The 20953-nt window shown below is 69.8% G+C and carries 20 protein-coding genes; 6 read left to right on the top strand and 14 right to left on the bottom strand.

Annotation, left to right across the window (positions count from 1 at the left end; translation table 11 throughout):
* Positions 1–59 precede the first annotated feature (59 nt).
* Genes AB0N07_RS41355 through AB0N07_RS41340 form a run of 4 tightly spaced genes read left to right on the top strand, consistent with a single transcriptional unit; the run spans position 60 to position 3596 of the window.
* The gene (locus AB0N07_RS41355) at positions 60–926 is read left to right on the top strand and encodes an ABC transporter ATP-binding protein (RefSeq protein ID WP_365844405.1); all 867 of its coding nucleotides are present in this window, start codon (positions 60–62) and stop codon (positions 924–926) included.
* A complete protein-coding gene (locus AB0N07_RS41350; RefSeq protein ID WP_365844403.1) occupies positions 923–1768 on the top strand; it encodes an ABC transporter permease in 846 nt (281 codons plus the stop codon). Before AB0N07_RS41355 ends, AB0N07_RS41350 begins: the two co-directional genes overlap by 4 nt.
* Complete coding sequence (locus AB0N07_RS41345) at positions 1765–2976, top strand: sensor histidine kinase (RefSeq protein ID WP_365844419.1); 1212 nt, start codon at positions 1765–1767, stop codon at positions 2974–2976. Before AB0N07_RS41350 ends, AB0N07_RS41345 begins: the two co-directional genes overlap by 4 nt.
* The gene (locus AB0N07_RS41340; RefSeq protein ID WP_365844401.1) at positions 2973–3596 is read left to right on the top strand and encodes a response regulator transcription factor; all 624 of its coding nucleotides are present in this window, start codon (positions 2973–2975) and stop codon (positions 3594–3596) included. Before AB0N07_RS41345 ends, AB0N07_RS41340 begins: the two co-directional genes overlap by 4 nt.
* Positions 3597–3679: 83 nt before the next feature.
* Here AB0N07_RS41340 and hisS read toward each other — a convergent pair whose 3' ends face one another.
* Together hisS and AB0N07_RS41330 are read right to left on the bottom strand one after the other, a co-directional pair.
* Positions 3680–4942 (bottom strand): histidine--tRNA ligase, encoded by a 1263-nt coding sequence (gene hisS / locus AB0N07_RS41335; protein WP_365844399.1) that lies wholly within the window; start codon positions 4940–4942, stop codon positions 3680–3682.
* 11 nt (positions 4943–4953) lie between these two features.
* Positions 4954–5667 carry an MBL fold metallo-hydrolase gene (locus tag AB0N07_RS41330; RefSeq protein ID WP_365844396.1) on the bottom strand — a complete coding sequence of 238 codons (714 nt, stop codon included), beginning with the start codon at positions 5665–5667 and terminating at the stop codon, positions 4954–4956.
* 167 nt (positions 5668–5834) lie between these two features.
* On the opposite strand from AB0N07_RS41330, the gene AB0N07_RS41325 reads away from it, so the two are divergent.
* Together AB0N07_RS41325 and AB0N07_RS41320 are read left to right on the top strand one after the other, a co-directional pair.
* Complete coding sequence (locus tag AB0N07_RS41325; protein ID WP_365844394.1) at positions 5835–6680, top strand: peptidylprolyl isomerase; 846 nt, start codon at positions 5835–5837, stop codon at positions 6678–6680.
* 135 nt (positions 6681–6815) lie between these two features.
* Complete coding sequence (locus tag AB0N07_RS41320; protein ID WP_365844392.1) at positions 6816–8045, top strand: DUF349 domain-containing protein; 1230 nt, start codon at positions 6816–6818, stop codon at positions 8043–8045.
* A gap of 67 nt (positions 8046–8112) precedes the next feature.
* Here the strand turns inward: AB0N07_RS41320 and relA are convergent, their stop codons facing one another.
* The 12 genes from relA to AB0N07_RS41260 form a co-directional block, all read right to left on the bottom strand.
* Entirely contained in the window at positions 8113–10647 is a 2535-nt protein-coding gene (gene relA / locus AB0N07_RS41315; protein ID WP_365844390.1) for a GTP pyrophosphokinase, read from the bottom strand.
* 517 nt (positions 10648–11164) lie between these two features.
* Positions 11165–11704: an adenine phosphoribosyltransferase gene (locus AB0N07_RS41310; protein ID WP_365844388.1), complete on the bottom strand. Its 540-nt coding sequence runs from the start codon at positions 11702–11704 to the stop codon at positions 11165–11167.
* A complete protein-coding gene (secF, locus tag AB0N07_RS41305) occupies positions 11701–12819 on the bottom strand; it encodes a protein translocase subunit SecF (protein WP_365844386.1) in 1119 nt (372 codons plus the stop codon). Before secF ends, AB0N07_RS41310 begins: the two co-directional genes overlap by 4 nt.
* 1 nt (position 12820) lies before the next feature.
* Positions 12821–14593: a protein translocase subunit SecD gene (secD, locus tag AB0N07_RS41300; protein ID WP_365844384.1), complete on the bottom strand. Its 1773-nt coding sequence runs from the start codon at positions 14591–14593 to the stop codon at positions 12821–12823.
* A 133-nt stretch (positions 14594–14726) separates the two neighbouring features.
* Positions 14727–15230 (bottom strand): preprotein translocase subunit YajC, encoded by a 504-nt coding sequence (gene yajC / locus AB0N07_RS41295; protein ID WP_365844382.1) that lies wholly within the window; start codon positions 15228–15230, stop codon positions 14727–14729.
* Positions 15231–15404: 174 nt separating this feature from the next.
* Positions 15405–16475: a Holliday junction branch migration DNA helicase RuvB gene (ruvB, locus tag AB0N07_RS41290; RefSeq protein WP_365844380.1), complete on the bottom strand. Its 1071-nt coding sequence runs from the start codon at positions 16473–16475 to the stop codon at positions 15405–15407.
* A 34-nt stretch (positions 16476–16509) separates the two neighbouring features.
* Positions 16510–17115: a Holliday junction branch migration protein RuvA gene (ruvA, locus tag AB0N07_RS41285; protein WP_115909326.1), complete on the bottom strand. Its 606-nt coding sequence runs from the start codon at positions 17113–17115 to the stop codon at positions 16510–16512.
* A complete protein-coding gene (gene ruvC / locus AB0N07_RS41280) occupies positions 17112–17651 on the bottom strand; it encodes a crossover junction endodeoxyribonuclease RuvC (protein WP_099927474.1) in 540 nt (179 codons plus the stop codon). The genes ruvA and ruvC overlap by 4 nt, the downstream gene beginning before the upstream one ends.
* Positions 17652–17774: 123 nt before the next feature.
* A complete protein-coding gene (locus AB0N07_RS41275; RefSeq protein WP_344405749.1) occupies positions 17775–18527 on the bottom strand; it encodes a YebC/PmpR family DNA-binding transcriptional regulator in 753 nt (250 codons plus the stop codon).
* 65 nt (positions 18528–18592) lie between these two features.
* Positions 18593–19192 (bottom strand): pyridoxal 5'-phosphate synthase glutaminase subunit PdxT, encoded by a 600-nt coding sequence (gene pdxT / locus AB0N07_RS41270; protein ID WP_365844377.1) that lies wholly within the window; start codon positions 19190–19192, stop codon positions 18593–18595.
* Positions 19193–19205: 13 nt separating this feature from the next.
* A complete protein-coding gene (gene pdxS, locus AB0N07_RS41265) occupies positions 19206–20117 on the bottom strand; it encodes a pyridoxal 5'-phosphate synthase lyase subunit PdxS (protein WP_030949436.1) in 912 nt (303 codons plus the stop codon).
* A gap of 321 nt (positions 20118–20438) precedes the next feature.
* A complete protein-coding gene (locus AB0N07_RS41260) occupies positions 20439–20933 on the bottom strand; it encodes a hypothetical protein (RefSeq protein WP_365844417.1) in 495 nt (164 codons plus the stop codon).
* Positions 20934–20953 lie beyond the last annotated feature (20 nt).

Here is a 20953-nt window from a genome sequence, read left to right as displayed (position 1 = left end):
ACATAAGGAAGTACGCACGGTCGTCCCGGAGCGTTCGGTTCCGGCCGAGGCTGAACGGCATGACATCACACGGATACGAACTCGCGGTGGACGTACGGGGACTGCGCAAGCAGTACGGGGACGTGACCGCCGTGGACGGCATCGACCTGGGCATTCGGCGTGGTGAGGTGTTCGGCCTGCTGGGACCCAACGGCGCGGGCAAGAGCACCACGGTGGAGATCCTCCAGGGCAACCGAACGCGGGACGCGGGCGAGGTGTCGGTGCTCGGCTCGGACCCGGCGACCGGCACGCGCGCGTGGCGGTCACGTGTCGGAATCGTCTGGCAGGACGAATCGGCGCCCGCCGAGTTGACGGTCCGCGAGACCGTACGGCACTTCGCCTGCTACTACCCGAGGCCGCGCGACCCGGAGGAGGTCATCGGGCTGGTGGGCCTGGAGGCCAAGGCGGGCAGCCGGATCAAGGCCCTCTCCGGAGGCCAGCGCCGACGCCTCGACGTCGCCCTGGGGGTGATCGGCGACCCCGAGCTGCTGCTCCTGGACGAGCCGACGACCGGTTTCGACCCGGCGGCCCGCCGCCAGTTCTGGGACCTGATCCGGCTGCTGGCCGACGAGGGCACGACGATCCTGCTGACCACGCACTACCTGGAGGAGGCGGAGGCGCTCGCCGACCGGCTCGCCGTCGTCGCCAAGGGGCAGGTCGTCGCCGAGGGCGAGCCCGCCGCCCTGCGGGAGCGCTACGGCACGGAGGCCACCGTCGAGTGGACCGAGCCGGACGGCGTCACCCGTGCCGAGCGCACCGACACCCCGACCAGGACGGTCGCCGAGCTCATGCACCGCTTCGACGGCGAGATCCCGGGCCTGAAGGTGGCCCGCCCCACCCTGGAGGACGTCTACCTCCGGCTGACCGGGCAGGAGGACGCACGATGACGACGACCGCCGTACGGACCAGGGCGGAGGTGCCCGCCCAGCGGCTGCCGGGAGCCTGGAGGCTGGGCCTGCGCCGTGGCGCGCTGGAGATCAAGCAGTTCTTCCGGCAGCGCGACCAGGTGGTGTTCACGTTCGCGTTCCCGGTCGTGTTCCTTTTCCTGTTCGCGTCGATCTTCCACGACGACGTCCACGGCTCCGGCGTCACCGCCTCCCAGCTGTACGTCCCCGCGATGATGGCCTCCGGCATCATGTCGACGAGCTTCCAGTCGCTGGGCATCTCGATCGCGGTCGAACGGGACGAGAAGGTGCTGCGCCGGCTGCGTGGCACACCGATGCCTCCGTCGGCGTACTTCCTGGGCAAGATCTGGCTGGTTCTGTTCACCGGCGTCGTGGAGACGGCGATCCTCCTCCTCGTCGGTACCACCCTGTACGGCGTGGACCTGCCGTCGGACGCGTCCCGGTGGTTCGACTTCGCCTGGATCTTCGTGCTGGGGCTGACCGGGTGCGCGCTGCTCGGCATCGCGATCAGCTCGGTGCCCAAGTCGGCGAAGAGCGCCAGCTCCGTGGTCGTACTGCCCTTCCTGGTCCTGCAGTTCATCTCCGGGGTGTACATCTCCATCAACACCATCCCGGACTGGATGCTGAACATCGGTGCCCTTTTCCCTCTGAAGTGGCTGTGCCAGGGGCTTCGGGGCGTGTTCCTGCCGGATTCGGCGCGGGTCCTGGAGCAGGCCGGGAGCTGGGAGTTCGGCAAGGTCGCGCTGGTGCTGGCCGCCTGGTGCGTCGGAGGATTGGTGCTGTGTCTGCTGACCTTCCGCTGGAAGACCCGGCGCGACGGATGAACCGTCCGGGTGTGGCCCGTGAGGAGCACGCCTGGGACCGGACGATCCGGCTCTGGGACGTGTACTTCGCGGTCGCCTGGGCGGCCACCCTCGCCTTCGTGCTCGCCGCGGCCCACCCGGGATTCCCGGTCCGTGCGGTCGCGGCGGCGCTGCTCGTCCCGCTGGTGCCCTGGTACGCCGTCGTGGGCCGCCCGCTGATCCAGGAGGACCCGCCGGGCCAGGGGCGGGCCGTGCGCTACCTCGCCGGGGCCATCGCGCTGTTCCTGCCGTCGGCCGTCCTGGTGGGCGAGACAAGGCTGATGGCGTTCGCGCTCATCCCCCAGTGCTTCATGACCCTGCGGATGCGGTGGTCGCTGGTGGCCGTCACCGTGATCAATCTGCTGCCGGTCGCGGGCTGGGCGCTGTTGTGGCGGCCCAGCGGCGAGGATCTGTTCGCCAACGCCCTGTTCTCCTTGGTCACCCTGGTGTTCTCGGTGGCGATCGGCGGCTGGATCATCAGGATCATCGAGCAGAGCATGGAACGGGCCGAGCTGATCGCCGAGTTGGACGCGAGCCGGCACGAGATCTCCCGTCTCTCCGCCGCGCACGGCGCTCTCGCCGAGCGGGAGCGCATGGCCCGCGAGATCCACGACACCCTCGCGCAGGGCTTCACCAGCCTGCTGATGCTGATCCAGGCGGTGGAGGCCGAACTCGACCACGACGTCCCGCAGGCCCGCCGCCATCTGGCGCTGATGGACGAGACGGCCCGGCAGAACCTGGCCGAGGCCCGCGCCCTCGTCGCCGGTGCCGCGCCCGCCGACCTCGACGGCAGCTCCCTCCCGGACGCCCTGCGCCGCCTGGCCGCCCGTCACGAGGCGACGCTGGAGGTCCAGGGCCCTGTGCGCCCACTGCCGGCCGCTCCCGAGGTGGTGGCCCTGCGCTCTTGCCAGGAGGCCTTGGCCAACGCCCGTAAGCATGCGGGGAGTTCGGCGGCGGTGGGTATCGCGCTCGCGTACTCCGACGACACGCTCACCGTGTCCGTACGGGACGACGGCTGCGGCTTCGACCCCGGCGCCCCCTGCGACGGCTACGGTCTGACGGGGCTGCGCGCCCGGGCCGGTGAGGTCGGCGGAACGGCGCAGATCCGCAGCACACCGGGGGACGGCACGACGGTGACGGTCAGCCTGCCCGTGTCACTGCCCGTCGTACCGGGGAGGAGCTCATCGTGATCCGGATCGTACTGGCCGACGACCACCCCGTCGTACGGGAGGGCCTGCGGGCCATGCTCAGCGCCGAGCCGGACCTGGAGGTCGTCGCCGACGCGGCGAGCGGCCGGCAGGCGGAGGCCCTCGCGGCCGAACTCCGGCCCGACATCGTGCTGATGGATCTGCGGATGCCGGGCGGCGGGGGCGTGGACTCGATCGTGCGGATGGGCGAGGCGGGGCTGCCGTGCCGGGTGATCGTCCTGACGACGTACGAGACGGACCGGGACATCCTGCGGGCGGTGGAGGCCGGCGCGGCGGGCTACCTGCTCAAGGACATGCCGCGGGCGGAACTGGCGGAGGCGGTGCGGGCGGCTGCGCGCGGCGAGACGGTGCTGGCGCCCTCGGTGGCGGCCCGGCTGGTCGACCAGCTGCGCACCCGGCCGGAGCGGCCGCGGTTGTCGGAGCGGGAGGCGGCGGTGCTGCGGCTGGTGGCGGAGGGGTGTACGAACGCGGAGATCGGGCGGCGGTTGTTCATCGGCGAGTCGACGGTGAAGACCCATCTCCTGCGGGCCTTCGGCAAGTTGGGGGTGGACGACCGGACGGCGGCGGTGACGAGCGCGATGCGGTTCGGCCTGCTCGACTGAACTTTTCGCCCCCGGACCCCCGCTCCTCAAACGCCGGAGGGGCTGATTCTTCAGCCCCTCCGGCGTTTGAGGACGAGAGCCGCTCAGCCCAGCCGGGCTTCCAGCTCCGCCACGATCTCGTTCACGCCGAACGCAGCCTGCTCACCGGACTCCATGTCCTTGAGCTGCACGACCCCCTCGGCGAGGTCACGCTCCCCGGCGACGATCGTGTAGCGGGCACCACTGCGGTTGGCGTTCTTCATCGCGCCCTTGAGCCCCTTGGCACCGTACGAGAAGTCCGCAGCGATGCCCAGCTTGCGCAGCTCGGTCACCTTGGCGAACAGCACGCGCCGCGCCTCCTCGCCGAGCGGCACCGCGAACACGCTGGTCGTGGACGGGAGTTGCAGCTCGACCCCCTCCGCCTCCAGAGCGAGGACCGTGCGGTCGACGCCCAGCGCCCAGCCGACGGACGGAAGCGCCGGACCGCCGATCATCTCCGACAGTCCGTCGTAGCGCCCGCCGCCGCCCACCGCGGACTGGGAGCCCAGACCGTCGTGGACGAACTCGAAGGTCGTACGGGTGTAGTAGTCCAGGCCGCGCACCAGCCTCGGGTCGTCCTCGAAGCCGACGCCCGCCGCCGAGATCAGCTCACGGACCTCCTCGTGGTACGCCTTGCAGGCGTCGCAGAGGTAGTCGCGGAGCAGCGGGGCGTCGCCCAGCTGCTTCTGGACCGACTCGCGCTTGTCGTCCAGGACGCGCAGCGGGTTGATCTCGGCACGGCGGAGGGTGTCCTCGTCGAGGTCCAGGCCGCGCAGGAAGTCCTGCAGCGCGGCCCGGTAGACGGGACGGCACTCCTTGTCGCCCAGGCTGTTGAGCAGGATCCGGAAGTTGCTCAGCCCCAGCGAGCGGTACGCCTGGTCCGCCAGGATGATCAGCTCGGCGTCCAGCGCCGGGTCCTCCGCTCCGATCGCCTCCGCGCCGACCTGCGAGAAGTGCCTGTAACGGCCCTTCTGCGGGCGCTCGTAGCGGTAGTAGGAGCCCGAGTACCAGAGCTTGACGGGCAGATTGCCCAGCTTGTGCAGGTTGGCCTCCAGCGCCGCGCGCAGCACGGACGCCGTGCCCTCGGGGCGCAGGGCGAGCCTGTCGCCGCCCTTGGTCTCGAAGGCGTACATCTCCTTGGTCACGATGTCGGTGGACTCGCCGACACCGCGCGCGAAGAGCTCCACGCTCTCGAAGCCGGGGGTCTCGATGTAGCCGTAACCGGAGTTGCGCAGAGGCGCGGCGATCGCCTCGCGGACCGCCAGGAACTTGGCGCTGTCCGGCGGGATCAGGTCGTACGTGCCCTTGGGGGCCTTGAAGGTGCTCACGGAAAGTCTCGTCACATTCCTCGTCGGGGAGCGTCGACATCCGCTCCCTGGCCGGCGGCGGCCACCTGCCGCAGATACGGGTTGGTGGAGCGCTCCTGGCCGATGGTCGTCTGGGGGCCGTGGCCGGACAGCACCACGGTCGAGTCCTCGAGCGGCAGGCACACGCGGGCCAGCGAGTCGAGCATCTCGGCCATGTCACCGCCGGGCAGGTCGGTGCGTCCGATGGAGCCGGCGAAGAGCAGATCCCCGGAGAAGAACACGGAGGGGATCTCCGTGGTCTCGGGCATCCGGAAGGTCACCGACCCCTTGGTATGGCCGGGCGCGTGCGCGACGGAGAACTCCAGACCCGCGAGCGCCAGCTTCGCGCCGTCGGTCAGTTCCTTGACGTCGTCGGGCTCCCCCACCGTCAGCTCGCCCATCAGCGGCATGCCGATGGAGCGGCCGAGCGCCTTCTCGGGGTCCGCCATCATGTAGCGGTCCTCGGGGTGGATCCAGGCCGGTACGTCGTGCGCGCCGCACACCGGGACGACCGAGGCCACATGGTCGATGTGGCCATGGGTGAGGACGACCGCGACGGGCTTGAGCCGATGCTTCTTCAGCGCTTCCTCGACTCCTTGGGCGGCCTGATGGCCCGGGTCGATGATCACGCACTCCTCACCGGCGGCGGGGGCGACGAGATAACAGTTCGTCCCCCAGGCCCCGGCGGGGAACCCGGCAATGAGCACGATCGTCCTTCGTTGTGTCGATACGGGCGGCTGCTGCTGACCTCAGAGCCTACCGGCGCTGCCGATTCCTCAGCGAACCCATATACGGTACGGGGCACACGCAGGCGGTCGGCTCACGAGACACACGCGTACCGGTCCACGTACGAGACGCATGAGGAGAGAACCCGGTGGTCACCCAGGAACAGCGCAAGCGTCAGCTCGCCCGCGAGAAGTTCTTGCGCCAGCAGCAGCGCCGTACGGCCGCGCGGCGCAAGGCGAAGATGCGCAACTCCGTGATCGCGTCGGTGCTCGGTGTGGTCGTCATCGTCAGTGTGGCGCTGTACACGACCGGGGCCCTCAAGGGCGACGACAAGGCCAACGCCAGCGCGCAGACGTCCCCGAGCGCAGCCCCGACCAGCAAGGCTCCCGACCCGTGCGCGAAGCCGGCCAAGGGTTCGGTGAAGAAGCTGAGCTGGAAGAAGGAGCCGGCGATGACCATCGACAAGTCGGCGAAGTACACGATGAATCTCGCCACGACGTGCGGTGACATAGACATCGCGCTGAAGGCGTCGGCGGCGCCGCACACCGTCAACTCGTTCAACTTCCTCGTCGGACAGGGCTACTTGGACCACACCAAGTGCCACCGGCTGACCGACCAGGGCATCTACGTGCTGCAGTGCGGCGACCCGCAGGGAACCGGAATGGGCGGTCCCGGCTACACGATCCCGGACGAGAACCTCAAGGACAAGAGCCTCAAGGGGCAGGTGTACCCGGCGGGCACGGTCGCCATGGCCAACCAGTACAACGCCCAGACGAAGCAGGGCCGCAACACCGGCGGCAGCCAGTTCTTCCTGGTCTACCAGGACAGTCCGCTGCCGCCCGACTACACCCCGTTCGGCACGATCTCCGAGGCGGGCATGAAGGTTCTCAAGAAGATCGCCGCCGCCGGCGCCCAGCCCGCCGACCCCGCGACGCAGAACACGGCACCCAATGCGACCGTGGTGATCAACAAGGCGACGATCACCAAATCCTGACCGTCAAGTGCGAAATTTCGGTCGCGCGGGATGCGGACAGGCAACCCGCCGGTCGCCTATGTTGGCCGTGACGAAACTGTGGACGATGCCCGGGGGCAGTGAGGCCCCTCGCAGGCATCATGTGGAGGAGGCGCTGTGAGCAGCGACCCGTGGGGCCGCGTCGACGAGACGGGGACCGTGTACGTGCGTACGGCCGATGGCGAGCAGGTCGTCGGTTCCTGGCAGGCAGGCTCCCCCGAGGAGGCGCTGGCCTATTTTGAGCGCAAGTACGAGGGCCTGGTTGTCGAGATCGGCCTCCTCGAGAAGCGAGTGAAGACCACCGACCTGTCCGCGAAGGACGCGCAGGCCGCCATCGACCACATCCGTGAGCAGGTCGACGCGCACCACGCGGTCGGCGACCTGGACGCGCTGCGGACGCGGCTGGACAAGCTCGTGGCGACGGTCGAGGCGCGGCGTGAGGAGCGCAAGCAGCAGCGCGCGAAGCAGTCCGACGAGGCGCGGAACGCCAAGGAGGCCCTGGTCACCGAGGCGGAACAGCTGGCGCAGTCCGACCAGTGGCGGGCCGCCGGTGAACGGCTGCGCTCGCTGGTGGACACCTGGAAGGGGCTGCCGCGGCTCGACCGCAAGTCGGACGACGAGCTGTGGCACCGCTTCTCGCACGCCCGGTCGGCGTTCTCCAAGCGCCGCAAGGCGCACTTCGCCTCGCTGGACGCGCAGCGGGAGGACGCCCGCAAGGCCAAGGAACGGCTGGTCGCCGAGGCCGAGGCGCTGTCCGGCTCGACGGACTGGGGCCCCACGGCCGCGCGCTACCGCGAGCTGATGACGGAGTGGAAGGCCGCGGGCCGCGCCCAGCGCGAGCACGAGGACGACCTGTGGAACCGCTTCCGCGGCGCCCAGGACGTGTTCTTCGCCGCCCGCAGCTCGGTCTTCGCCGAGCGGGACGCCGAGCAGTCGGAGAACCTGAAGCTGAAGGAGGAGCTGGCCGAGGAGGCCGAGAAGATCCTCCCGGTCACGGACCTCAAGACGGCGCGCGCCGCGTTCCGTTCGGTCAACGAGCGCTGGGAGGCCATCGGCCACGTACCGCGGGACGCGCGCCCGAAGGTCGAGGGCCGGATGCACGCCGTGGAGCGGGCCATCCAGGAGGCCGAGGAGGCCGAGTGGCGCCGGACGAACCCGGAGGCACGCGCGCGTGCCGAGGGTCTGACCGGTCAGCTCCAGGCCGCCGTCGACAAGCTGAAGGGCCAGATCGAGCAGGCCCGCGCCCAGGGCAACAACGCCAGGGCCGACAAGCTCGAGCGCGAGCTGGAGGGCCGCCAGGCGCTCCTGGACCAGGCGCTGAAGGGCCTGCAGGAGTTCGGCGGCTGACCGCCTGTTGCACGAAGAAGGGGCCCGTACCTGCAGGTACGGGCCCCTTCTCGTCGTACGACTGGTTCTACGACCTGGTGCGCGCCGACGTCACGCGGTACACGTCGTAGACGCCCTCCACGCCACGCACCGCCTTCAGGACGTGGCCGAGATGCTTCGGGTCGCCCATCTCGAAGGTGAAGCGTGAGGTGGCCACGCGGTCGCGGGAGGTCTGGACGGCCGCGGAGAGGATGTTGACGTGCTGGTCGGACAGGACACGGGTGACGTCCGAGAGCAGCCGGGAGCGGTCCAGGGCCTCGACCTGGATGGCGACCAGGAAGACCGAGGACTGGGTGGGCGCCCACTCGACCTCGAGGATGCGCTCGGGCTCACGGGACAGTGACTCCACGTTGACGCAGTCGCTGCGGTGAACCGATACTCCGCTACCGCGTGTGACGAAGCCGATGATGGGGTCGCCGGGAACGGGTGTACAACAGCGGGCCAGTTTGACCCACACGTCCTCGACGCCCTTGACGATGACGCCCGGGTCGGCGCTGGAGCGCCGCTTGCGGCTGCGGCTGCGGGACGGCGGGACCGACTCGTCGATCTCCTCGGTGGCCGCCTCCTCGCCGCCGAGCGCGGAGACGAGCTTCTGCACGACGTTCTGCGCGGACACATGGCCCTCGCCGATCGCCGCGTACAGCGCGGAGATGTCCGGGTAGCGCATCTCGTGTGCGAGCGTGACGAGCGAGTCGCCGGTGAGGATGCGCTGGATCGGCAGGTTCTGTTTGCGCATGGCGCGGACGATGGCGTCCTTGCCCTGCTCGATCGCCTCGTCGCGGCGCTCCTTGGAGAACCACGCCCGGATCTTGTTGCGGGCGCGCGGCGACTTCACGAAGCCGAGCCAGTCGCGGGACGGGCCCGCGCCTGCCGCCTTGGAGGTGAAGACCTCGACCAGGTCGCCGTTGTCGAGGGTCGATTCCAGCGGTACGAGACGGCCGTTGACCCGTGCTCCTATGGTGCGGTGGCCGACCTCGGTGTGGACCGCGTAGGCGAAGTCCACCGGGGTGGCCCCGGCCGGGAGCGCTATGACGTCACCCTTCGGGGTGAAGACGAAGACCTCGTTGCGCGACAGGTCGAAGCGCAGGGACTCCAGGAACTCGCCGGGGTCCTCGGTCTCCTTCTGCCAGTCCAGGAGCTGGCGCAGCCACGCCATGTCGTTGAGGTGGTCGTCCTTGCCGCCGCCCTTGGGTGCGTCCGAACGCACCTTGGAGGCGCCGGCGACGGCCTCCTGCTTGTACTTCCAGTGCGCGGCGATGCCGTACTCGGCGCGGCGGTGCATGTCGAACGTGCGGATCTGCAGCTCGACGGGCTTTCCGTTGGGGCCGATGACCGTCGTGTGCAGCGACTGGTACATGTTGAACTTGGGCATCGCGATGTAGTCCTTGAACCGGCCGGGGACCGGGTTCCATCGCGCGTGCACGGTGCCGAGGGCGGCGTAGCAGTCTCGGACGGTGTCGACGAGGACGCGGATGCCCACCAGGTCGTAGATCTCCGCGAAGTCGCGACCGCGGACGATCATCTTCTGGTAGACGCTGTAGTAGTGCTTCGGGCGCCCGGTGACGGTGGCCTTGATCCGCGCGGCCCGCAGATCCTGCTGCACCTCGTCGGTCACTATGGCGAGGTACTCGTCCCGCTTGGGCGCCCGCTCGGCGACGAGCCGCACGATCTCGTCGTACATCTTGGGGTAGAGGATCGCGAACGCGAGGTCCTCCAGTTCCCACTTGATGGTGTTCATGCCCAGCCGGTGGGCGAGCGGCGCGTAGATCTCGAGGGTCTCGCGCGCCTTCTTCTCCTGCTTCTCGCGCTTGAGGTAACGCATGGTGCGCATGTTGTGCAGGCGGTCGGCGAGCTTGATGACCAGGACGCGGGGGTCCTTGGCCATGGCGACGACCATCTTGCGTACGGTCTCGGCCTGCGCGGCCTCGCCGAACTTGACCTTGTCCAGCTTGGTGACGCCGTCGACGAGCAGGGCGACCGAGTCGCCGAAGTCGCGGCGGAGCTGGTCGAGGCCGTACTCGGTGTCCTCCACGGTGTCGTGCAGCAGGCCGGCCATCAGCGTGGCCGGATCCATCCCCAGCTCGGCCAGGATGGTGGTCACGGCGAGCGGATGCGTGATGTACGGGTCGCCGCTCTTGCGCTTCTGGCCGCGGTGCCAGCGCTCGGCGACCTGGTAGGCCTTCTCTATCTGCCGCAGCGTCGACGTCTCGATCTTCGGGTCGTTGCTGCGCACTATCCGCAGCAGCGGCTCCAGGACCGGGTTGTACGGGTTGGAACGCTGGACGCCGAGGCGGGCGAGGCGGGCGCGGACGCGGTTGGAAGAGCCGGAGCGGGCGGGCTGGCCGGTGTTCGGGCGCACCGCAGGGGAGGCCGTGGGCCGCTCGGGTGGCGGGGGCTTGGGACGCGACTCCTCGGCCGACTTGTCGACGGGCGCGGACTGGGCGTGCTCGACCGGCCCGCGGGTGTCGTTCTTCGCGTGGGGCGCGTTCGGCGCGGGCTTGGCCGCGGCTGCCGAGGCGGACTCGGGCTTGGCGGCGGTCAGGTGCTGGGCCTCGTCTGGCAAGAGGACTCCTCGTGCGCGATCCGGGTCCCCCGGTCAGGCTCCGGAGACCCCATGGTAGCGATCCTGGGCCGCAGGATCGCCTTCAGGCCAATGTGAGGGCCGTCTACCGAAGAAACACAAGGGACTGCTGCCGGATTCCGCGAGGCGGCCTCGGGGTGATCCGGGGGTGTCCTGCGGGTGGCCGGGGGCCTGCCTCCGGCGTTCACTCGCAGCGGCTTGCGGGCGCCCGCGGGACGCCGCAGCCCGGCGCGGGAACAGCACGCCGGGCGCATGCAGCGGAGCGCAAGCCGGGCGCATGCGCGGGGGCGGGTCGTTCTCAAAGGCGCCATGCACGGTCAGGCCGGGCGCGGGCAGGAGCAGCGGGCGATGCACGACACAGCCCCGGCGCAGAGGACGAGCCCGTCGGATGCAGGCCGTGGGCGCTGCCCGAGGGAGGCGCCGTCCACAGGGCGGTGATGTGCGAACGGCCGGCCCGGAAAGTCGGGGCGGCCGTTCGTTGTGCGGGTGCGACGTCCGGTCAGACGGCGAGCAGGGCCTCCAGCGGGGCTCCGGTGAGGGTCGGTTCCAGGCGGGCGCGGCCGCCGAGGAAGCCGAGTTCCATCAGGACCGCGAGGCCGGCGACCTCGGCTCCCGCGCGGCGGATCAGCTGGATGGAGGCCTCGGCGGTGCCGCCCGTGGCAAGGACGTCGTCGACGATCAGGATGCGGTCGTCGGCGAACAGGTCCTCGGCGTGCACCTCGATCTCCGCCGAGCCGTACTCCAGGTCGTACGTCTGGCCGAGGGTGGCTCCGGGGAGCTTGCCCGCCTTGCGTACGGGGATGAAGCCGAGGCCGGCGCGGACGGCGACGGGGGCACCGAGGATGAAGCCGCGGGCCTCCAGGCCGACGACCTTGGTGGCACCCGTGTTCGCGGCGATCTCGGCGAGCGCGTCGGTGAGCGCCGTGAAGGCCGCCGGGTCCGCAAGCAGCGGGGTGATGTCCTTGAACATCACACCCGGCTCCGGGTAGTCCGCCACGTCACGGATGCGGCTGAGCAGCAGCTCCTTGATGTCGGTCATCGGCGCTTCCCGGAGGGACGGCCCCGGCCGCGGTTGCGCGACGCCGGCTGGTTGCGCGGCCCGACGACCGCGTGAGCGGCGTCCTCCGGCTCGTCGTCGTAGCGGTCGTCCGCGGTCTCGGCCTCCAGCGGCCCGCCTTCCGCAGCGGCCTGGGCGCGCTTGGCGAGGACGCGCTTCTTGAGCGCCTTCATCTGCGGCTCGCGCTCCTTGAGGTCGGCGACGAGCGGCGTGGCGATGAAGATCGAGGAGTACGCACCGGCCGCGAGGCCGACGAACAGCGACAGCGAGATGTCGTTGAGCATGCCGGCGCCGAGGAAGCCGCCACCGATGAACAGCAGGCCCGCAACCGGCAGCAGCGCGACCACCGTGGTGTTGATGGACCGCATCAGGGTGCTGTTGATCGAGCGGTTGGCGATGTCGCTGAACGTCCAGCGGGTCTGCTTGGTGATGTCCTTCGTCTGCTCCTTGAGGCTGTCGAAGACGACGACCGTGTCGTAGAGCGAGTAACCGAGGATCGTGAGCAGACCGATCACCGTGCCCGGCGTGACCTCGAAGCCGACGAGGGCGTAGATGCCGGTCGTGATGGTGATGTCGTGGACCAGGGCGACCAGCGCGGCGACCGCCATCCGCCACTCGAACGCGATCGCCAGGTAGATCACCACGAGGACCATGAAGATCGCCAGGCCCTGCCAGGCCTTGCTGGCGATCTGGTCACCCCAGCTGGGGCCGACCAGGTCGGCGTTGATGTTCTCGGTGTTGACGTTCAGGTCCTTGGCGAGCTTGTCCTTGATCGCGTCGGACTTGTCGGTGTCGATGCCCGCGATCTGGATGCGCAGGCTGCCGTCGCCGAGCTTCTGGACGACCGCGTCGTGACCGGACGCGCTCTGCGCGTACCCCTCGGCCGTGGCGACCGAGGCGGTCATGTGCTTCGGGGTGGTGAAGACGGCACCGCCCTGGAACTCGATGCCCATGTTCAGGCCGCGCACCGCCAGGCCCAGGACGGCCGTGATGGTGATCAGGATCGAGATGCCGTACCAGATCTTGCGGTTGCCGACGAAGTCGTAGCCGACCTCACCGCGGTGCAGACGGGCGCCGAGGCTGCCGAGTTTCGACATCTCACGCCTCCTTCGGGTCGACGGGGGCGGAGGGACGACGAGTGCGGCGCAGAGGCGGCTTGGCGCCGAGTGCCTTCGGGTCGAGGCCCGACCACTTGTGGCCGTTCGCGAAGAACTTCTTGCGGGCGAGGATCGTCATCAGCGGCTTGGTGAACAGGAAGACGACGACCACGTCGAGCACGGTGGTCAGACCGAGCGTGAACGCGAAGCCCTGGACCTTGCCGACCGTGACGATGAACAGCACCGCGGCGGCGAGGAACGATACGAAGTCGGAGACCAGGATGGTGCGCCGGGCGCGCGGCCAGGCCCGCTCGACGGCGGGGCGCAGCGAGCGGCCCTCGCGGATCTCGTCCCGGATGCGTTCGAAGAACACGATGAACGAGTCCGCCGTGATACCGATCGCGACGATCGCACCGCAGACCGCCGGCAGGTTCAGCGCGAAGCCGATGGCCTTGCCGAGCAGCGACATGATCACATAGGTGAGGATCGCGGAGACCAGCAGCGAGGGGATTGCGATGACCGACAGGCCGCGGTAGAAGATCAGCAGGTAGACGACGACCAGCGCGAGGCCGATGGCACCGGCGATCAGACCGGCGTGCAGCTGCTCGCCGCCGAGCGCGGCGGTCACCGTGGTGACGCTGTCCTCCTTGAAGGTCAGCGGCAGCGCGCCGTAAGACAGCATGTTGGCGAGGCTCTGCGCCTCCTGCTGGCTGAAGTGGCCGGTGATCTCCGCGTTGCCGCCGGTGAGCGCCTGGCTGACGGACGGGTCCGAGACGACGTTGCCGTCGAGGACGATGGCGAACTGGTTCTGCGGGGACTGGTTCTTGGCCAGCTTGCCGGTGATGTCACCGAACTTCTTGGAGCCCTTGCCCGTGAACTCCATGGTGACGGTCCAGCCGGCGGCCGTCTGCGTGTTGAAGCGGGCTTGGGCGTTCTTGACGTCGGTGCCGTCGACCTCGGCGGGGCCGAGGATGTACTTCTGCCACTGGCCCGAGGAGTTCTGGCCGCAGGCGATCGTCGGGTCGCTGGGCTTGGCGCCCTGGCCCGCGGTGGCGCGCTGCTTCTTGTTCGTGCAGTCGAGCGCGCTGTACTGCGCCTCCAGCTTCGCGGCCGCCGCGTTGCCGGACGAGCTGTTGCTCGGGGACGGGGGGGCGGAGGTCTTCGCGCTCGAGGAGGCGGTGGCGCTCGGCGTCGCGCCGGCCTTCAGGGCGCCGGTGACGGCGCGGCCCTGCGAGGTGGCGGTCGGCGAAGGAGTCGAGGAGGAGGACGGGGTCGACTTGCCCGTGGCCTTCTGGGTGGCCTTGTCCGTGGCCTTGCCCGAGGGGCTGGCGGAAGCGCTCGGCGACGGGCTGGTCGCGGGGCCGCCGGAGACCTCGGTGGTGAGCACCGGACGGAAGTACAGCTTGGCGGTGGTGCCGACCTGCTGCCGCGCTTCCTTGGAGTTCGTGCCCTTGGGGATGTTGACGATGATGTTCTTGTTGCCCTGGGTCTGAACCTCGGCCTCCGTGACACCAAGACCATTGACACGGTTGTTCATGATCTCAACCGCGGTGTCCATGTTGGTCTTGTTGATCGCGGACTCCTGGCCCGGCTCTGCGACCGCCCGGAGCGTGATGCTCGTACCACCGGCCAGGTCGATACCGAGACGCGGAGTGGTGTTTCCGGAAGCGAACATTCCTCCGGTGAGCGCCACGATGGCGATCAGGATGAGGGCCAGCGAGCGCCCCGGCTTGCTCTGGGCGCTCGCGCTCCGGCCCTTTTTAGGTGCTGCCACCTTCTCGTACTCCCTCTCGGGCCGCTCCGCGCCGGGTCAGCGCGGGGTCGGCCATGACTGGTGTCGGGATCCCCGTGTGCGAGATGCGCACGTCCCGGGACGCGCGAGGTCGGCCGCGCGCCCGGGACGTGAACTACTTCGCCTCGGAGTCGCCGTCGGTCTTCTTCGGCTCTTCGTCCGACTTGGCTTCGGCGGCCGGGGTGTCCTCGGCCGGCTCCTCGGGCGTGTCCTTCTTGTCGAGGTCGACGGACTTGTCGTCGGAGGCGGCGGCAGCTTCGTCGGCGGAGTCGTCGGTCTCGGTGAGGGAGGAGGCGTCGTCCGGGACCAGGTCGGAGTCGGACTTCAGGTCGTGCTCGATGCCGTGCACGATGCGGTTGTACTCGTCGTCGCTGAGCACGGAACCGATGGCGTTCTTCGCGAAGAGGAGCTCGACACCCGGGCCGGCGTCGAGGAGGACCGTGTCCTCGTTGACCTCCTTGACCGTCGCGTACATGCCCCCGATCGTGCGGACGCCGCTGCCGGGCTGCAGCTCGTTGCGCATCGTCGCGGCCTGCTGCTGCTTGCGCTTGGCCGAACGGGTCATGAGGAACATGGCCCCGATGAGCACGATGAACGGGAGGAGCATGGTGATATTCACGGGACGGAATTCCTTCGCACGACCGCGATGGAGAGCGGCCTCATGGATGGGGGTATGTATACCGCCGACAAAGGCGGCATCGGCGGAGTCTAAGCGAGTCCGCGCGCATGGAACAACGCTCAGCATGGCACCTGGGTTCCTGGCCCGGCCAATGCCCGCGCCGTCACAGAGGCATCACGTCCCGAACAGGTCCTGTTGTCCGTTTCCCGCAGCGGCCGAGCGGGGCGGGGTGAGGCCCAGATGCGCCCATGCGGCAGGCGTGGCGACCCGGCCGCGGGGCGTACGCGCGAGCAGTCCTTCCCGCACGAGGAAGGGCTCGGCGACCTCTTCGACGGTCTCACGCTCCTCCCCCACCGCGACGGCGAGGGTGGACAGGCCCACGGGACCGCCGCCGAACAGCTTGAGCAGAGCCTGCAGGACACCCCGGTCGAGCCGGTCGAGGCCGCGGGCGTCGACCTCGTAGACCGCGAGGGCCGCCGCCGCGATGTCCCGGGTGATGATTCCGTCGGCCTTGACCTGGGCGTAGTCGCGCACCCGGCGCAGCAGCCGGTTGGCGATACGGGGCGTACCGCGGGAGCGGCCGGCGATCTCGGCGGCGCCGTCGGCCTGGATCTCGACGTCGAGCAGATTCGCCGAGCGGTGGATGACGCGCTCCAGCTCGGCGGGCTCGTAGAACTCCATGTGCGCGGTGAAGCCGAAGCGGTCGCGCAGCGGAGGCGGCAGCAGTCCCGCGCGCGTGGTGGCGCCGACCAGCGTGAACGGGGGCAGTTCGAGCGGGATGGCGGTGGCGCCGGGGCCTTTGCCGACGATGACGTCGACCCGGAAGTCCTCCATCGCCATGTAGAGCATCTCCTCGGCGGGCCGGGACATGCGGTGGATCTCGTCGAGGAAGAGGACCTCGCCCTCCTGGAGGGAGGAGAGGATCGCGGCGAGGTCGCCGGCGTGCTGGATGGCGGGGCCCGACGTGATGCGGATGGGGGCGCCCATCTCGGCCGCGATGATCATCGAGAGGGTGGTCTTGCCGAGGCCCGGTGCACCGGAGAGCAGCACGTGGTCGGCGGTGGCGCCACGCGCGCGTGCGGCGCGCAGTACCAGGTCGAGCTGCTCGCGGACCTTCTCCTGGCCGATGAACTCGTCCAGGTCCTTGGGGCGCAGGGCCGCCTCGACGGCCTGGTCCTCACGGTCGGCGACAGAGCCCACCAGCCGCTCGGGGCCGGGGGCGTCGGTCGGGTCGTCCCAGTTCACTGAGATCTCTCCTCACTGGGGTGGTGCAGGCGGGTCAGCGGGCGCGGTTGAGGGTCTGCAGGGCCGCCTTCAGCAGCTGACCGACCTGGGGCGTGCCCCCGGCCGCCTCGGCCTGCGGTGCCACGGCGGACACGGCCTCGTCGGCCTCGCGGGTGGCGTACCCGAGGCCGATCAGCGCGGCGTGCAGCTGGTCGCGCCAGCCGGAGGTGACCGCCGTACCGACGGCCGGGGCGCCGATCGGCTCGCCGAGCCGGTCCTTGAGCTCCAGCAACAGCTTCTGGGCGCCCTTCTTGCCGATGCCGGGGACGGCGATGAGGGCCTTCTCGTCGCTCGTGGACACCGCCCGGCGCAGGGCGTCCGGGGTGTGCACGGCCAGCATCGCCTGCGCCAGCCGCGGGCCGACGCCGCTCGCGGTCTGCAGCAGTTCGAAGACCTGGCGCTCGTCATCGTCCACGAAGCCGTACAGCGTCAGCGAGTCCTCCCGTACGACGAGGGAGGTGGCGAGCTTGGCCGGCTGGCCGAGACGGAGCGTGGAGAGCGTGTTCGGTGTGCACTGCACGGCCATGCCGACACCGCCGACCTCGACCACGGCGGCGTCGGGGGCGAGTGCGGCGACCGTGCCGCTCACGAAGGCGATCATGCCGTACGGCCTTTCGTTGCGTTGGCTGCGTGCAGGGCGACCGCCTGCTGGAGTCGGTTCTGGGCGGGGGCGCGCCAGATGTGGCAGATGGCGAGCGCGAGGGCGTCGGCCGCGTCGGCCGGTTTCGGGGGTGCGTCGAGCCGGAGCAGCCGGGTCACCATGGCGCCGACCTGGGCCTTCTCCGCGCGGCCGCTGCCGGTGACGGCGGCCTTGACCTCGCTGGGGGTGTGCAGGGCGACGGGGAGTCCACGGCGGGCGGCGCACAGCATGGCGACGGCGCTGGCCTGGGCGGTGCCCATCACGGTCCGTACGTTGTGCTGGCTGAACACCCGCTCCACGGCGACGACTTCGGGCCGGTGCTCGTCCAGCCACTGCTCTATGCCCTGCTCGATGGCGACCAGTCGCTGCCCCAACTCGGCGTCCACGGGCGTGCGTACGACACCGACGCCGACCATGGTGAGCGGGCGGCCCGCGACCCCCTCGACGACACCGACACCGCATCGCGTCAGTCCGGGGTCCACCCCCAGTACGCGCACGCGCCCTCCCCTCGGTGATCTTTGACTTTCACGCCAGGCTAGCCGCTGCCACCGACAACGGCGGCGGGCCGGTGGGACGTGTTGTCCCACCGGCCCGCCGAAACCGCTTCGTTCGCGGCGGCGTTACGCGTCGACCTTCTCCATGACCTCGTCGCTGACGTCGAAGTTGGCGAAGACGTTCTGCACGTCGTCGCTGTCCTCGAGCGCGTCGATCAGCTTGAAGATCTTCTTGGCGCCCTCCTCGTCCAGTTCGACCTGGACGGACGGCACGAAGCTGGAGTCGGCGGAGTCGTAGTCGATCCCGGCGTCCTGGAGGGCGGTGCGGACCGCGACCAGGTCGGTCGCCTCGCTGATGACCTCGAAGGACTCACCGAGGTCGTTGACCTCCTCGGCACCCGCGTCCAGGACGGCACCCAGGACGTCGTCCTCGGTCAGCTCGCCCTTGGGGACGATGATGACGCCCTTGCGGCTGAACATGTACGACACGGAACCCGGGTCCGCCATGTTGCCGCCGTTGCGGGTCATGGCGACGCGGACGTCGGAGGCGGCGCGGTTGCGGTTGTCGGTGAGGCACTCGATGAGCACTGCGACGCCGTTCGGGCCGTAGCCCTCGTACATGATCGTCTCGTAGTCGGCGCCACCGGCCTCGAGACCACCGCCGCGCTTGATCGCGGAGTCGATGTTCTTGTTCGGCACCGACTGCTTCTTGGCCTTCTGCACGGCGTCGTACAGCGTCGGGTTGCCTTCGAGGTCGACTCCGCCCATGCGCGCAGCGACCTCGATGTTCTTGATCAGCTTCGCGAAGAGCTTGCCGCGCTTGGCGTCGATCACGGCCTTCTTGTGCTTCGTCGTGGCCCATTTAGAGTGGCCGGACATCTGCCTGTCTCCTTCGCGTAACCCATCTATGAACGAACGCCAGAGATCCTACAAGGACTCCGGTGCTACTCCGCTGTCCGGTTCGCGCGCACCACGTCGACGAACAGGGAGTGCACGCGGTGGTCGCCGGTCAGTTCCGGATGGAACGACGTGGCCAGCGCGTTGCCCTGGCGGACCGCGACGATGTGGCCGTCGTGCTCGGCGAGCACCTCGGTCTCGGCACCGACGGACTCCACCCAGGGGGCGCGGATGAAGACGCCCTCTACAGGATCGCCCTCGACGCCCCGGACGTCGACCGCCGCTTCGAAGGACTCGTTCTGCCGTCCGAAGGCGTTGCGGCGCACGATCATGTCGATGCCGCCGATGGTCTCCTGGCCCGAGCGCGGGTCGAGGATCTTGTCGGCGAGCATGATCATGCCCGCGCAGGTGCCGTAGACGGGCATTCCGTCACGCACGCGCACGCGGAGCGGGTCCATCACGCCGAAGAGGACGGCCAGCTTGGAGATGGTGGTGGACTCGCCGCCGGGGATGACGAGGCCGTCCACCTCGGCGAGTTCCTCGGGGCGCCTGACCGGCCTGGCCACGGCGTCGGCCGCGGCCAGGGCGATGAGGTGCTCCCGTACGTCGCCCTGGAGGGCCAGGACGCCTATGACGGGGATGTTCATGTGATCCTGTGCCTTACCAGCCGCGGTTGGCGTAGCGCTCGGCCTCGGGGAGGGTGTCGCAGTTGATGCCGACCATGGCCTCGCCGAGGTTGCGGGACGCGTCCGCGATGATCTTGGGGTCGTCGTAGAAGGTGGTCGCCTTGACGATGGCGGCGGCGCGCTTGGCCGGGTCGCCGGACTTGAAGATGCCGGAGCCGACGAAGACGCCCTCGGCGCCGAGCTGGCGCATCAGAGCGGCGTCGGCGGGGGTGGCGACGCCACCCGCGGAGAACAGCACCACCGGGAGCTTGCCGAGCTCGGCGACCTCCTTGACCAGCTCGTACGGGGCGCGCAGATCCTTGGCGGCGGCGTACAGCTCGTTGTTGTCGAAGCCGCGCAGCCTGGCGATCTCGTTCTTGATCTGGCGCAGGTGGCGGACGGCCTCGACGACGTTGCCGGTGCCGGCCTCGCCCTTGGAGCGGATCATGGCGGCACCCTCGGCGATGCGGCGCAGGGCCTCGCCCAGGTTGGTGGCACCGCAGACGAAGGGGGTGGTGAACGCCCACTTGTCGGAGTGGTTGACCTCGTCGGCCGGGGTGAGGACCTCGGACTCGTCGATGTAGTCGACGCCGAGGGACTGCAGGACCTGGGCCTCGACGAAGTGGCCGATGCGGGACTTGGCCATGACCGGGATGGAGACGGCCTCGATGATGCCCTCGATCATGTCCGGGTCGGACATCCGGGCCACGCCGCCGTCCTTGCGGATGTCGGCCGGGACCCGCTCCAGGGCCATGACGGCGACGGCGCCCGCGTCCTCGGCGATCTTCGCCTGCTCCGGCGTGACGACGTCCATGATCACGCCACCCTTGAGCTGCTCGGCCATTCCGCGCTTCACGCGCGCGGTGCCGGTCTCGGGGGCCTGGTTTTCGGAGAGCGTGCTGGACACGGGTGACCTCGCTGAAGTGAAAGAGGGTTTCTGCAAGCACCGAGGAAACGTGAGTGGGCCAGTCCACAGCAAGGGCCAATGAGAAGTCGGTGGATCCTTTTCGCCCTCCGGCGCCCCCTCGACGGGCGCGTCAGCCGGACGGCCGCGACTCGTCCAGCACCCAGCAGCGGTGGAGGCCGGGTCGGCCCGCAGCCGTGGCCGCCCTGAACCTCGTGGACCACTCCGGTCGGCGCCGCCACGATGACGAAGACCCTGCCGTTGTCATTGCCCTCCAGGTCGAGGAAGACGCGGCGTCTCCCGTCAGTCATTGCCGGTGGTCGCCTAGACCGCGCGGTCGGCCAGTGCCGCCGGTGGCTCGTCGTCCATCTCGAAGGCCATCGGGAAGGGGGCGTGGCCGGCCAGGCGGAACCAGCGGACCTTGCGGTGTTCGCGCAGGCGGCGGGCCGCGCCCACCGCGTCGTTGTGGAAGCGGCGGGCCATCGGGACCCGGCGTACGGCCTCGGTGAGCTCGCGGGCGGCGGCTTCCCCGCCGGGTGCCTCGCGGACCACCTCCACCTGGGGCGCCTCCGCGAAGACGGCCCGCAGCGCCTGGCTCAACTCGCTCTCGGCGACCTCCCGTTGGTCCTCCTCGGCCTGCCGGGCGGCGTGCGCCGCCTCGTACAGGACGATCGACGCTGCCGGGTCGAGAACGCCGGAGGTGGCGAGTTCCTGGGCCACGGAGGCCCTGCGCAGCAGCTGCGCGCTCAGCGGGACGGCTGGAAGAAGCCTCTCGAGGGCCTGGCGACCCCTGACGGATTCACGGACGCCGGGTTCCACTGGCCGCCCGACGGCGAGCA

Source organism: Streptomyces sp. NPDC051172 (assembly GCF_040682555.1).
Lineage (GTDB): Bacteria > Actinomycetota > Actinomycetes > Streptomycetales > Streptomycetaceae > Streptomyces.
Note: the sequence above shows the minus strand (reverse complement) of the source record. Positions and strands in the feature narration are given on the sequence as shown.